Source organism: Neisseria subflava (assembly GCF_005221305.1).
Taxonomy (GTDB): Bacteria; Pseudomonadota; Gammaproteobacteria; order Burkholderiales; family Neisseriaceae; genus Neisseria; species Neisseria subflava.
Genome location: NZ_CP039887.1, coordinates 316,283 through 330,197, shown reverse-complemented (window position 1 = coordinate 330,197; position 13,915 = coordinate 316,283). Strand labels below are relative to the sequence as shown.

Sequence of the window (13,915 nt, the reverse complement as noted above, 5' to 3'; positions counted from 1 at the left end):
TCTTGCAGGCCAGTAAATTTTTCTGTTTTTTCACTGTAAAAATATCAAAACATGGCTGTTCCTAGCCGCAACCATCATTTGGGGAGTCCCTCTTTTTATGGCATAATGGACTACTTGACGGATTGTTCCGCTCTCCATTTTTTCAAACCGCAGAATCAAGATCATACTGCGGTTTGTCCATTTCAGAATCAGATTTTTCAGACGGCCTATCATTCAAAAGGCCGTCTGAACAGAAAGCCACCATCATGAATCCTTTCTCTTCACTCGGTTTAGGCAGCGAATTAGTCTCTGCCCTGACTGATCAGGGTTATGAAAACCCGACACCTATCCAAGCCGCAGCGATCCCTAAAGCCTTGGCAGGACACGACCTTTTGGCCGCAGCACAAACCGGCACAGGTAAAACCGCCGCCTTTATGCTGCCCAGCCTCGAACGCCTGAAACGCTACGCCACATCCAGCACCTCCCCTGCCATGCATCCTGTCCGCATGTTGGTATTGACCCCAACCCGCGAACTGGCCGATCAAATCGATCAAAACGTGCAGGCATACATTAAAAATCTTCCTTTGCGCCACACCGTCCTCTTCGGCGGTGTCAATATGGACAAACAAACTGCCGACTTGCGCGCCGGTTGTGAAATCGTTGTTGCCACAGTTGGCCGACTGCTCGACCACGTCAAGCAAAAAAACATCAATTTAAACAAAGTCGAAATCGTCGTACTCGACGAAGCCGACCGTATGCTTGATATGGGTTTCATCGACGATATCCGCAAAATCATGCAGATGTTGCCCAAACAGCGACAAACCCTGCTTTTCTCCGCCACTTTCTCACCGCCTATCCGTAAGCTTGCGCAAGATTTTATGCACACGCCTGAAATGGTTGAAGTGGCTGCGCAAAACACCACCAACGCCAATGTCGAGCAACACATCATTGCCGTTGATACACTCAAAAAACGCAACCTGCTCGAACGTCTGATTGTTGATTTGCATATGAATCAAGTCATTGTATTCTGCAAAACCAAACAAAGCGTCGATCAAGTTACCCGCGACCTCGTCCGTCGCAACATTGCCGCGCAATCCATCCACGGCGACAAATCCCAACAAAGCCGACTGGAAACCCTCAACGCCTTTAAAGAAGGTTCATTACGCGTTTTGGTTGCCACTGACGTTGCCGCACGCGGCCTGGATATTGCCGAGTTGCCTTTCGTCATCAACTACGAGCTGCCAACCCAACCTGAAGACTACGTCCACCGCATCGGACGTACCGGCCGGGCCGGTGCCGACGGCGTTGCCATTTCCTTAATGGATAAAACCGAACAGAAAATGTTTGAATCCATTAAAGAGCTAATCGGCAGCGATTTGAATGTGGAACGCATCGAAGGCTTCGAGCCGCATTGGTGGGGCAACGACAATCAAGATGAAGCCGAAGCGCAACCGGTTCAGCACAACGACAGCCGCTCTCGTCGCGATGATAGAAACAAACGCAACGAATACGCGAATAAATCAGACAAAAACTCGAAAAAAGCAGAAGAGAAAAACGATCCGGGTATTGTCTGCGGCAAAATTGCCGGCAGAACACGCCGCAGCCGTCACGAGCGTCAGCCTTGCGCCCTGCTCCAACCTGGTTTTGGCGTAAAGTAAACAACGCTGATTAATCGGTTTTCCGATTATTTATCCTACGCAAAGGCCGTCTGAAACTTATATTTCAGACGGCCTTTTATTAAACTAAAAATAAAAAGGACGTGATGAACACGCCCTTTATTTTTCCGTTTCAGACGGCCTTTATTATTTAAGGCCGTCTGAAAATCGGTTTACCTTGCTATATTAAACATTCACTTTCTCGGCTACTTCGTTGTAGCTGTCGATTTCGTTGAAATTCATGTAGCGGTAGATTTGGTCGCCCTGCTCATTGATGATACCGATATTGGCTTGGTATTCTTCAACAGTCGGGATTTTACCCAGTTTGGAGCAGATTGCCGCCAACTCAGCCGAACCAAGGTAAACAAAGGTGTTTTTACCCAAACGGTTCGGGAAGTTACGGGTAGAAGTGGACATTACAGTCGCGCCCTCGTGTACTTGTGCTTGATTACCCATACACAGTGAACAACCCGGCATTTCCATGCGCGCGCCGGCGCGGCCGAGTACGCCGTAGTGGCCTTCGTCGGACAACTCTTTCGCGTCCATTTTGGTCGGCGGTGCTACCCACAGGCGGACGGGGATGTCCGCTTTACCTTCCAAGAGTTTGGAAGCGGCGCGGAAGTGGCCGATGTTGGTCATGCACGAACCGATGAACACTTCGTCGATTTTGGTGCCGGAGCGTTCGGACATGAAGCATACGTCGTCCGGGTCGTTCGGACAGGCGATAATCGGCTCTTTGATGTCGTCCATGTTGATTTCAATCACGGCTGCGTATTCGGCATCTTTATCCGCTTCGAGCAATTCAGGATTTGCCAACCATGCTTCCATGGCTTTGATACGGCGTTCCAAAGTGCGCGAATCTTGATAGCCGTCGGCAATCATATTTTTCATCAACACAATATTGGATTTCATGTACTCGATAATCGGCTCTTTGTTGAGCTTCACGGTACAGCCTGCAGCAGAACGTTCGGCAGACGCGTCAGTCAATTCAAAGGCTTGTTCCACTTTCAAATCAGGCAGACCTTCGATTTCGAGGATGCGGCCGGAGAAGATGTTTTTCTTACCGGCTTTGGCAACGGTGAGCAAACCTTGTTTAATTGCGTAAAGCGGAATGGCGTTCACCAAGTCACGCAGGGTTACGCCCGGTTGCAGTTTACCGCTGAAGCGCACCAATACAGACTCAGGCATATCGAGCGGCATTACGCCGGTAGCTGCTGCAAAAGCAACCAAGCCGGAGCCGGCAGGGAAAGAAATACCGATAGGGAAACGGGTGTGGCTGTCGCCGCCGGTACCGACTGTATCAGGCAACAACAGACGGTTGAGCCATGAGTGAATCACGCCGTCGCCCGGACGCAGAGATACGCCGCCACGGGTAGAGATGAAGGCAGGCAATTCTTTATGGGTTCTCACATCGACAGGTTTTGGATAAGCCGCGGTGTGACAGAAAGACTGCATTACCATATCTGCTGAGAAACCCAAGCAAGCCAGGTCTTTCAATTCATCGCGAGTCATCGGGCCGGTAGTATCTTGCGAGCCGACAGTAGTCATGCGTGGTTCGCAGTAAGTACCCGGACGCACGCCTTTGCCTTCCGGCAAACCGCAGGCACGGCCAACCATTTTTTGGGCCAAGGTGAAACCGGCTTTGCTTTCGGCAGGCGCTTGAGGTAGGCGGAATTCTGTGGAAGCAGGCAGTTTCAGGGCTTCACGCGCTTTGGCGGTCAGGCCGCGACCGATAATCAGGTTGATACGGCCGCCGGCTTGCACTTCATCCAGCAATACTTGGGATTTCAGGCTGAACTCGGCAACGGTTTCGCCATTTTTCACAATTTTGCCTTCATAAGGCAGAATATCGACGACATCGCCCATTTTCAGCGCGGAAACATCGACTTCAATCGGCAATGCACCGGAATCTTCTTGAGTATTGAAGAAAATCGGCGCAATTTTGCCGCCCAAGCATACGCCGCCGAAGCGTTTGTTCGGTACGAACGGGATGTCTTCGCCGGTATGCCAAATGACGGAGTTGGTAGCAGATTTGCGTGAAGAACCGGTACCGACCACATCGCCAACGTAAGCAACCGGATGGCCTTTGGCTTTGAGTTCTTCCAACAATTTAATCGGACCGACTTCGCCCGGTTTGTCAGGATTGATGCCGTCGCGCGGGTTTTTCAACATCGCCAGCGCGTGCAGAGGTATATCAGGACGGCTCCATGCGTCAGGTGCAGGAGAGAGATCGTCTGTATTGGTTTCACCGTCGACTTTGAAGACGGTAACAGTGATTTTTTCTGGAACTTTGGCGCGAGAAGTGAACCATTCGGCATCTGCCCAAGATTGCAATACTTCTTGCGCGTATTTGTTGCCTTTTTCGGCTTTTTCTTGAACATCGTGGAAAGAGTCAAACATCAACAGAGTGTGTTTCAGACCATTTGCAGCGATAGGCGCAAGTTTGTCGTTATCCAAGAGTTCGATGAGTGCATGAATGTTGTAACCGCCAAGCATGGTACCCAACAGCTCGGTAGCATACTCAGGGGAAATCAGCGGACTGGATGCGCTGCCTTCGGCAACGGCAGCCAAAAATGAGGCTTTAACTTTGGCGGCATCGTCCACACCGGGTGGTACGCGGTGAGCCAACAGCTCAACCAAGAATTCACCTTCACCGGCAGGTGGATTTTTCAGCAGCTCAACCAAATCAGCAGTCTGCTGAGCAGTCAGAGGAAGGGGGGGAATACCAAGGGCGGCGCGCTCGGCGGCGGCTTTACGATAGGCTTCTAACATCTCTTTGTTCCTTTTTCTGTTTTTTCTTCTGGGCAATTGCAAATGATTTGCAATTAAAGATTGTAAACAATCCTTTTAAGCATCATAGACCAGTTTTCAAAAAATGGGAACAGTTATGTTACTGAATGTAATAAATTTAAACTATTTTATTTAATGTATTAATAGTCTAACCTATCTAAAGTCGCCCTCTTCTATGCGTTTTAGCCAAACAGACGGGAAACTTCGGCTGATTTTTTACGGTACGGCAATATGATTTCAACGCGGAACAGGCCGTCTGATTGGATGTTTCTGATTTTCGCGTCGGTGTCATACATCAAAGTCAGACGCTCTTTCAGATTGCGCAGAGCCATAGAATTGCCTTTATGCGGCTTGGTATTTTCATTAGGTTCTTTTCCACACGGATTTTCGATACTGATGAAAATAGATGATTTTTCCAATTTTGTTAATACTGTAATTATCCCTGGGCGGTGGCTGGATTCGACACCATGGAATACAGCATTTTCCAAAAGCGGTTGCAGCAGCAGATGCGGCGTTTCCGCATCGTCGGGTGCATGGTGCTGCCACATAACCTGTACACGCATATGTCCCATGCGGATTTGCTCGATGGCAATATATTCCTGCGCCCACTCGATTTCCTGCCCCAAGGTGCTGTTTTGACTACCGTCGCGCAGTTGTGCGCGGAACAGGTTGGCTAGATTCTCCAGCAAAGTTTCCGCATCATACGGACGCAGACGGATTAAGCTGATGGCGGCATTCAGGCTGTTAAACAAGAAATGCGGACGGATACGCGCCGTCAACGCACTCAATCTGGCTTCGGAAATAGAAGGCGCAAGGCTGTTGCGGCGGGCCGCTTCGATGTACATGAAACTGAAACAAAAAAAGGTCAGCAAGAAGAAGTGCTGAATCAACGACCAAAGATCTGTCTTCAAAATTACTAAATCGACAAACAAGAAAATCAGCAGGTTGGAGACGTAGGAAACCACAACGCTGTACTGCGAGCGAAGCAGGGACGGCGCAAATGCCTGTAAGAAATAGACTTTAAGTAAAATTAAAAGGATGACGGGGCAAGCCCATGAAAAATGTTGGAAAATCTGTTCCGGATAAGGCACCCCCGATACTGTCATCAACGGAAAGATAAACAAACTGATTAACAAAATAATGAGCAGGCGCACCAAAGTTGCGGAATTGCGCAAATCCGGCACTGCGAAATTCTGGTTTATTTGACGTATAATAGACATGATTTCAACCGTTTTCTTTCATAATGTATAGACGGGTCTGCTATATTGAAGACGTAGACCCTGTTTTTTTATTTATATTTTAAGGATGCTGATATGAGCAAGGACAAAACCTGGTCAGGCCGTTTTAACGAACCTGTTTCCGAGCTGGTCAAAAAATATACCGGCTCGATTGATTTTGACAAACGACTGGCCGAATGGGACATCCAAGGCTCGCTGGCACACGCGCAAATGCTGACACAGTCGGGCGTTTTGAGCGAAGACGACCTCTCCGCCATCCGTCAGGGCATGGCCGAGATTATAGCAGAAATCAAAGAAGGAACGATTTCCTGGTCGCTGGATTTGGAAGATGTCCACATGAACATCGAGCGCCGCCTCACCGACAAAATCGGCGATGCCGGCAAACGCCTGCACACCGGCCGCAGCCGCAACGACCAAGTCGCCACCGACATCCGCCTGTGGCTGCGCGATCAAATTACCGTTATTCAAAGCCTGATTCAAAACCTTCAGACGGCCTTGGTTGATTTGGCAGAACAAAATGCGGAAACCGTTATGCCCGGCTTTACCCATCTGCAAGTTGCCCAGCCGGTCAGCTTCGGGCATCACATGCTCGCCTACGTTGAAATGCTCGGCCGCGATTTCGAGCGCATGGCCGACTGCCGCAAACGCGTCAACCGTATGCCGCTCGGCGCAGCAGCCCTTGCCGGTACTACCTACCCGATTCAACGCGAAATTACCGCCGAGTTGTTGGGCTTTGAGCAAATCTGCCAAAACTCGCTCGATGCCGTGTCTGACCGCGATTTTGCCATTGAGTTCACAGCTGCCGCCTCCCTGATTATGGTTCACCTGAGCCGTCTTTCCGAAGAATTGATTTTGTGGATGAGCCCGCGTTTCGGCTTTATTGATATTGCCGACCGTTTCTGCACCGGCTCGTCCATCATGCCGCAAAAGAAAAATCCCGACGTACCCGAACTCGTGCGCGGCAAATCCGGTCGCGTGATTGGCCACCTGATCGGCCTGGTTACCCTGATGAAATCGCAGCCTTTGGCATACAACAAAGACAATCAGGAAGACAAAGAGCCATTGTTTGACACTGTCGACACGCTTATCGATACGCTGCGCATTTACGCCGATATGATGCGCGGTGTTACCGTCAAACTCGACAATATGCGTGCCGCCGTAATGCAGGGTTTTGCAACGGCTACCGACTTGGCGGATTACTTGGTGAAAAAAGGCATGCCTTTCCGTGACAGCCACGAAGTCGTTGCCCAAGCCGTGCGCCATGCCGATGAAGCTGGCGTTGATTTAAGCGAATTGCCGCTTGAAGTCTTACAAGGCTTCAGCGATTTGATTGCCGACGACGTTTACAGCGTGCTGACACCCGAAGGCAGCTTAAACGCGCGCAACCACTTGGGCGGCACCGCGCCTGAACAAGTCCGTTTCCAAGTCAAACGCTGGCGTGAATTGTTGGCTTAAACCCATCTAAACACACAATAAAAGGCCGTCTGAAAATTTTCAGACGGCCTTTTGATTACCCATATTACACTCAATCTCACAATAAAAACAGATAAAACCTAAACTTACCTTCAAATGAGAAAACACGCCTCCTGACTTTGCCGCCATCTTCAAACAAAAGGAGCAAGGATGAAAAACATTGTCTTAAAATTGGTCATGATCTGCCTATGCTGCGGATGCTATGCCGTATTCGTCGCCTGGGAAAATGGCGGATTCAGCCAGCTCCATGATTTTCAAGCAATAGAGAGCAACGGCATGAGCGCATACCTTCATCAAACCTCCTCCGCAGTCATGCAGGCTGAAAAAAGCGAGCTGTCGATTTTGCAAAACAACCAAAACAGCTTGGCCTCTTGCGTCGGCATTGAATCTTTATGCGAACAGGCCAAGCCGGGTATCTGGGTTGAACATGCCAAATTCTTACAACACAAAGACACGGGCAAATTATTGGTACTTTCCTTGGACTATTTGGACAACAATGACACCGCAAAAACCCTACACAACCGCTATTCTGCATCGCTCCTACCCCAAGCAGACAGAACGGAGGCGTGGCATTACGCCTGGCGTACATTTTTGAGCTCAATAATATTTCTAATGGGCATCAATCTGCTGCCAATGATTTTTACCCTATTCGAAAAAAAGACAACCGCAGCATAAAAACATGCCGTCTGAAAATATTTTCAGACGGCATGTTTCATTATTAAAGCTTAACGCGGATGAACCATATCGGCGGGGACGACCAGTTCGTCAAACTCTTCGCCTGTCAGCAAGCCCAACTCAACGGCGGTTTCGCGCAGCGATTTGTCGTTTTTATAAGCGGTTTTGGCGACTTTGGCGGCGTTTTCGTAGCCGATTTTGCGGTTCAGCGCGGTAACGAGCATCAGGGAATGGTGCAAGAAATAGTCAATTTTTTCTGGCACAGGTTCGATACCGGCGGCGCAGTGTTCGTTGAAGCTGTTGCACGCGTCGCCCAAGAGGCGGATGGATTGCAAGAGGTTGTAGGCAATGACGGGCATATAGACGTTCAGCTCGAAATTGCCCGATGCGCCCGCCATGCCGATGGTGACGTCGTTGCCGAACACTTGGCAGCACACCATGGTCATCGCTTCGCATTGGGTCGGGTTGACTTTGCCCGGCATGATGGACGAACCCGGCTCGTTTTCGGGGATTTTGATTTCGCCCAAACCGCAGCGCGGGCCGCTTGCCAACCAGCGGATGTCGTTGGCGATTTTGTTCAGGCTTGCCGCCAGCGTTTTTAATGCACCCGAAGCAGCAACGGCGGCATCTCGCCCGCCCAAAGCTTCAAACTTGTTCGGCGCGCTAACAAACGGCAGGCCGGACAATTCGGCGAGTTTGGCGGCGGCTTTTTCGGCGTATTCGGGATGACTGTTCAAACCCGTGCCGACCGCCGTGCCGCCCAAAGCGAGTTCATACAAATCTTTAAGCGCATCGTTCAGACGGCCTAAGCCGTGGTCGAGTTGGGAAACGTAGCCGGAAAACTCTTGTCCCAAAGTCAGCGGCGTCGCGTCCTGCAAATGGGTGCGACCGATTTTGACGATGGGGGCAAATTCTTTGGCTTTTTTGTCCAATGTGTCGCGCAGGGCTTGGACGGCGGGGATGAGGTGGCGGTTGATTTCAATCGCGGCGGCGACGTGGATGGCGGTTGGGAACGCGTCGTTGGTCGATTGCGCGTGGTTCACATGGTCGTTGGGATGGACGGGCTGGTACGCCGCCAAACCCGTACCGGCGATTTCGTTGGCGCGGTTCGCCAGCACTTCGTTCATGTTCATATTAGATTGCGTGCCGGAGCCGGTCTGCCAAACCACCAAGGGGAACTGCCCGTCGAGCTTGCCGTTCAACACGTCGTCCGCCGCCTGCGTAATCAAATCCGCCTGCTCAGGCTTAATCCTGCCGAGGGAAACATTGGTCGCGGCGGCGGCTTTTTTCACCAGCGCCAAAGCATAAATCAACGGCTGCGGCAAGGTTTCGCCGCCGATTTTGAAATTGTTGCGGCTGCGCTGGGTCTGCGCGCCCCAATAGGCTTCGGATGGGACTTCGACATTGCCCATGGTGTCGTGTTCGGTACGGGTACTCATGCGTTTCTCCTACATTAGAATAGAAATAATAATGATTCGTAAAATTATTATAACCAGCAATAGGCCGTCTGAAAAGAGAGAGTTTTTTTCAGACGGCCTATCTGCTTTATGAACGGAAAACACAAACGCAAAATAAAACTCAAATACAAACCTCGCTAACACTTTCTTCTAAAAGTTTTTAGCCCATATCGGCTTGTGTTCAAGGCTAAAGCATTCCTTACCGACAATAAAGTTTTGTCGGCTTCAGACACTTTATCGTTTCTTTACTTTACTTCTCTCTAAGAGCATAATAAATAAAAATGATTATCAGGATATAAGCCATGAAACAAAACCATTTGATTTGCTTGTTAATGAGCAGCTTTGCCGCTGCAAACGGCTTTGCCGAAACCTTGGCAGACCCTGACGAAATCCAGCCTGTCAAAACCTTCTCCCCTCCCAAGCCGATTGCACCAACCGCCGCACAAGGCTATTTCCCAGAAAACCAATTCGACCGCACCGACCGAAGCGATCATTACTTTGTTACCGAAAACATAGACCAAGCCTTCCGTCCGCTGAAAGCAAACAGCGGTTTTTACGGCAAAAGCTTTTATAACTCCGTTACCGCGCAAGCACGCGGGGCGAAGGTATACGGCGTAGCCAACCTCAATCACACCAAGGCAAACGGCTACAAAGACGGCGGTGGGCGCGATACTGATTGGAAATACAGCCGCTTCAATCAAGCTTTGGTGCTCGGTTTCGTGCCGTCTGAAAATCAGGAATACCGCCTCACTTATCTGCACGACGACATCAATAATGACCGCCAGCCGCAGTTCGTCAACGATGCATTGGATACCGAACGCCACATCGCCAAACTCAACGCGCGTTGGGGCAATGCCGATTTGAGCAATACGGTCAGCGCGGAAGCAGGCGTCATCAAACTCAAACGCCATGCCGACAATTACTCCCTGCGTCAAAACAATACGCAGCAGAAAGTGTTCGTGGAGCTTGACCGCAAAGTGTACGACTTCTCGCTCAAACACGACGCAGACTTCGGCAAGTTCCACAACACCGCCGCCGTCAGCTACCGCAACGACAGCCAAAACGGCGAACGCAACACCCACACCGCCATGCGAGACTTCCTCAACGGCTACCGTTTCGCCGATGTGCACATTGACCGCTGGCGCATTGCCGATACCTTGTCTTACAAGTTTGACGACCGACACAAACTGGGCTTGGGTTTGAGCTACGGACTCAACGAAGCGGACGTTCGCAAAAATACGGCGCAACCCGCCCATCCGATGAACCGCAATCTCGCCTTCGCCTCGGCGCAGCAAATCTGGAAAACCCATTACGGCTACGACTTCAACGGCAAAGTGCGCCGTCATGCTTTATCGGGCGAAATCAAATACGATTTCACGCCGTCTGAAACGCAAAAATACAGCGTTTCCCTTGCTCACTTAGAACGCATCGGCGACAACACCGAACGCTTCAACTCGCTTGCTGCCATCGTACAAAACCGCATGAACGGCGCGTTGATGAACCAAAATTCAGCCGCCGCCATCGCAGGCAATCCCCTGCTGAAAACCGAAAAACACAACCGCATCAAGCTCACCGCCGACAGCCGCAACGACTACTACAACGGCTACATGAACTCGTTGGCAGGCACGGGCTGGAACGTGGGCGGCACGCTTGTGGCGGACAAAGTCAAAGACCTGATTATTTTTGACCGCGCACACGGACAAAGCGGCACAGCCTCCAAAGGCGGCGGCATCATCACACGCAATGTCGATGCACGCCTGTTCACCGCGCAAGCCTACGCGCGTTACAACTTCAATCCGCACTGGGCGGCAGGCATCAAAGCCGCCTACAACTACGGACACAACGAAACCGACGGCAGGCCGCTCTATCAAATCCGCCCGTTTGAAGCCGCCGTCCAAGCCGACTACAAAAACTACTTTGCCCACGGCAGCTACAACATCGGCGCGGCGACGCGCTTTGTCGCCAAACAAACGCGCGGCGATTTTGACGCGGCAAGCGGTCTGTGCATAGACAAACGCGAAGCCGCCAAAGGCTTTACCGTTGCCGACCTTTACGCAGGCGTAAACATCAAAGACAAATACGGCTTACGCTTGGGCGTGAACAACGTGTTCAACAAAAAATACGCCGAATACATCAGCGGCGACCACGTCCTCGCCCTATCCCCCAGCGTGGTGTATGCACCGGGCAGGACGTATTGGCTGAGTTTGCACGCGGCGTTTTGAGTATCAGGCCGTCTGAAAAATGCCTACACTGGCTTATTAAGAATTAGGAGATAAAAAATGGATATGAAAAGACGTGATTTCTTAAAAATGACCGCCGCGCTGGCAGCGGCAGGCGTTTCGCCTTCGCTATTGGCGGCGGGGAAAGAACAATTTACCGTGTACGGCGCACCGGCAATGCCCAGCATCACCATTGCCGTAGCGGCGTTGCAAGGCAAGCTGGCGAAGCAGGCGGATGTGTCGCTGAAAATCTGGCGTTCGCCCGACCAGCTTCGCGCGGGTGTGGCGAGCGGGCAATTTAAAGTGATGATGAGTCCGAGCAATGTCGGCGTAAACCTGCGCAACCAAGGGCAGAAAGTCGGCATGGTGAATATTTTGACCAACGGCATCACGCAGCTGATGTGCAAAGGCAGCGCGATTACCTCGCCGCAGGATTTGGTCGGCAAAAAAATCCTCGTGCCGTTTAAAAACGACATGCCCGACATCGTGCTGCAAGCCTTGTTGAAAAAACTGAAAATCGACGCACACAAAGTCGGCATCACTTACACCGCCACGCCGCCCGAAGCGGTGGGGCTGTTTTTGAGCAAGGACTACCACGCCGCCATCCTGCCCGAACCGATGGCAACCGCCAGCATGCTCAAAGGCAAAACCATGGGCGTGAACGTCGTGCGCGGCTTTGATTTGGTGAAGGCATGGGGGCAGGCGTTTGACACCAAACCGCTGATTCCGATGGCAGGCATCATCGCCAACGAAGAATATTTCCACGCACACAAGGCGCAGTTCGACCTCTTCCATCAGGATTTGAAAAACGCGCTCAACTGGATACTCGCCAACCGCCAAAGCGCGGCGAAAATCGGCAAAAACTACCTACCCGCCCCCGAACCCGCCCTAGTCATGGGCTTGGACGGCGCGCGGCTGACGGTAACCAAAGGCAGTGAAGTAAAGAACGAGATTTTGAAGTTTTACGAAATCCTGATGCAGTTCAACCCAAAACTCTTGGGCGGCAAGCTGCCGGATAACGGGTTCTTCTTGGCTTAAAAGGGAAAGAGGTCGTCTGAAAAAGGGTAGGTTGTATTGGGGAATCCAATATACCCTTTTCAGACGACCTATCAGATAATAGTCAGAACAGCACACAAAAAGCCGTTATTCCCGCCTGTGCGGGAATGACGGTGGGTGGATAAACGTGAGTTGTTAAACCCAACCTACGCTTGCTAAAAAAATATTTAACGCCTCATTTTCAACAATAATTCTGCAATCGCTTGGCTAATTTCCAATCCAACTGCTAATTCAATCCATTTATACCGTCCAAATGGATTCACATCCAATAACCAAAACTCCCCATTTTTATCCACACACAAATCTAAGCAAGCATAGTCCAATTCAAAGTATTCTAGCACTTTCAATAACTTATTCTGAATATCAACCGGAATATCAAAGATTTTATGAATTGTATTTGGCAAATCATACGCACGCCAATCCAAATTACCAACAGGAGATTGACTGGCATCAATTTTGCAACCGAATATTTGTTTTCCAACCACAATCGCTCTGACATCAAAAACTTTATCAATTGCTTGCTGCAAAAACACAGGACATTCATTTTGCGTTTCAAATTGAGCAAAATCTGCTTGATTAACTTTTTTCACAAGCATCATCGTTTGCTCATTTTGATATTCCAAATAGATTTGGTGCATCGTTTTAATAACTACTTGCGGATATTTATTGAAAAATGTTTGGATATCCTGTTTATTATTACCAATTAACGTAGCAGGTGCACATATCCCTGCATTTTTTGCAGCCTGAAAAAAGTGAATTTTATTTTGCGCTGCTAACGCAGTAAAAATTTTCCGATTGATAAAAAATGATTTTTCCGCTAAATACGCATAAAAGCCATATAAAGCCTCACGCCAAGTAAAATGCCAAAAATCTTTTTCATTAGAACTAACAAAACCTTTACGCGCATACAATGGCAATAGACAAAATACAGCAGAAATATCGTTTGCTTGAATGACTTGATTTTGCTGTGTAATCATCAGTTGATGAGGTGCGGAAAGATAAGAAAATTGCGTATTTAGCAAGGCTTCACGACTAGTATCTAAAATACTAACTGACTGTCCAGCCTGTTCTAAATGTTGATAAATAGAAGTTAAATGCGGGTCATCTGCGCTACCAATGAGTAATTTCATTATTTTATCCTTTTATAAAAATAGGCTATTTAAAAAATTAAATAGCCTATTTATTACTTACTCACCAGTCCAATCGTCAGCTTGATTCTTACCGCTGAACGTAGCTGTTTTAATTTCAGTGCCATTTAAACCATTTTCAGGCTGCCACTTCCATTCTTGGTCCATATCAATGCTCGGATTAGCTTGCAGAAAATTTAAAGAAAAACTTTTTTCCATAAATAATACCTATTTAAAATTAATAAA

Annotated in this window: 10 protein-coding genes; 5 read left to right on the top strand and 5 right to left on the bottom strand. The window is 49.5% G+C overall.

The features are described 5' to 3' along the window. The first annotated feature begins 242 nt into the window (after nucleotides 1-242). Nucleotides 243-1,637, top strand: coding sequence for a DEAD/DEAH box helicase (locus tag FAH66_RS01630; RefSeq protein ID WP_137041590.1), 1,395 nt, complete (start codon nucleotides 243-245; stop codon nucleotides 1,635-1,637). Between the two features lie 183 nt (nucleotides 1,638-1,820). On the opposite strand, the gene acnB is transcribed toward FAH66_RS01630, so the two are convergent. Together acnB and FAH66_RS01620 are read right to left on the bottom strand one after the other, a co-directional pair. Then, a complete protein-coding gene (acnB, locus tag FAH66_RS01625) occupies nucleotides 1,821-4,406 on the bottom strand; it encodes a bifunctional aconitate hydratase 2/2-methylisocitrate dehydratase (protein ID WP_137040407.1) in 2,586 nt (861 codons plus the stop codon). A 200-nt stretch (nucleotides 4,407-4,606) separates the two neighbouring features. Beyond that, nucleotides 4,607-5,644, bottom strand: a complete 1,038-nt coding sequence (locus FAH66_RS01620; RefSeq protein WP_137040405.1) for a sensor histidine kinase — start codon at nucleotides 5,642-5,644, stop codon at nucleotides 4,607-4,609. Nucleotides 5,645-5,737: 93 nt separating this feature from the next. On the opposite strand from FAH66_RS01620, the gene argH reads away from it, so the two are divergent. Next, nucleotides 5,738-7,117 carry an argininosuccinate lyase gene (gene argH / locus FAH66_RS01615; RefSeq protein ID WP_137040403.1) on the top strand — a complete coding sequence of 460 codons (1,380 nt, stop codon included), beginning with the start codon at nucleotides 5,738-5,740 and terminating at the stop codon, nucleotides 7,115-7,117. Nucleotides 7,118-7,285: 168 nt separating this feature from the next. After that, a complete protein-coding gene (locus FAH66_RS01610) occupies nucleotides 7,286-7,810 on the top strand; it encodes a hypothetical protein (RefSeq protein WP_137040401.1) in 525 nt (174 codons plus the stop codon). A gap of 50 nt (nucleotides 7,811-7,860) precedes the next feature. Here FAH66_RS01610 and fumC read toward each other — a convergent pair whose 3' ends face one another. Continuing rightward, a complete protein-coding gene (gene fumC / locus FAH66_RS01605; protein WP_137040399.1) occupies nucleotides 7,861-9,249 on the bottom strand; it encodes a class II fumarate hydratase in 1,389 nt (462 codons plus the stop codon). Between the two features lie 320 nt (nucleotides 9,250-9,569). Between fumC and FAH66_RS01600 the strand changes: the two genes are divergently transcribed. Next, on the top strand, nucleotides 9,570-11,489 hold the full coding sequence (locus FAH66_RS01600) for a TonB-dependent receptor (RefSeq protein ID WP_137040397.1): 1,920 nt from the start codon (nucleotides 9,570-9,572) through the stop codon (nucleotides 11,487-11,489). Nucleotides 11,490-11,546: 57 nt separating this feature from the next. Next, on the top strand, nucleotides 11,547-12,524 hold the full coding sequence (locus tag FAH66_RS01595; RefSeq protein WP_137040395.1) for an ABC transporter substrate-binding protein: 978 nt from the start codon (nucleotides 11,547-11,549) through the stop codon (nucleotides 12,522-12,524). Between the two features lie 185 nt (nucleotides 12,525-12,709). Here the strand turns inward: FAH66_RS01595 and FAH66_RS01590 are convergent, their stop codons facing one another. Together FAH66_RS01590 and FAH66_RS10775 are read right to left on the bottom strand one after the other, a co-directional pair. Continuing rightward, complete coding sequence (locus tag FAH66_RS01590) at nucleotides 12,710-13,672, bottom strand: ATP-grasp domain-containing protein (RefSeq protein WP_137040393.1); 963 nt, start codon at nucleotides 13,670-13,672, stop codon at nucleotides 12,710-12,712. Nucleotides 13,673-13,729: 57 nt separating this feature from the next. Next, entirely contained in the window at nucleotides 13,730-13,888 is a 159-nt protein-coding gene (locus FAH66_RS10775; protein ID WP_167480302.1) for a hypothetical protein, read from the bottom strand. Between the last annotated feature and the right edge of the window lie 27 nt (nucleotides 13,889-13,915).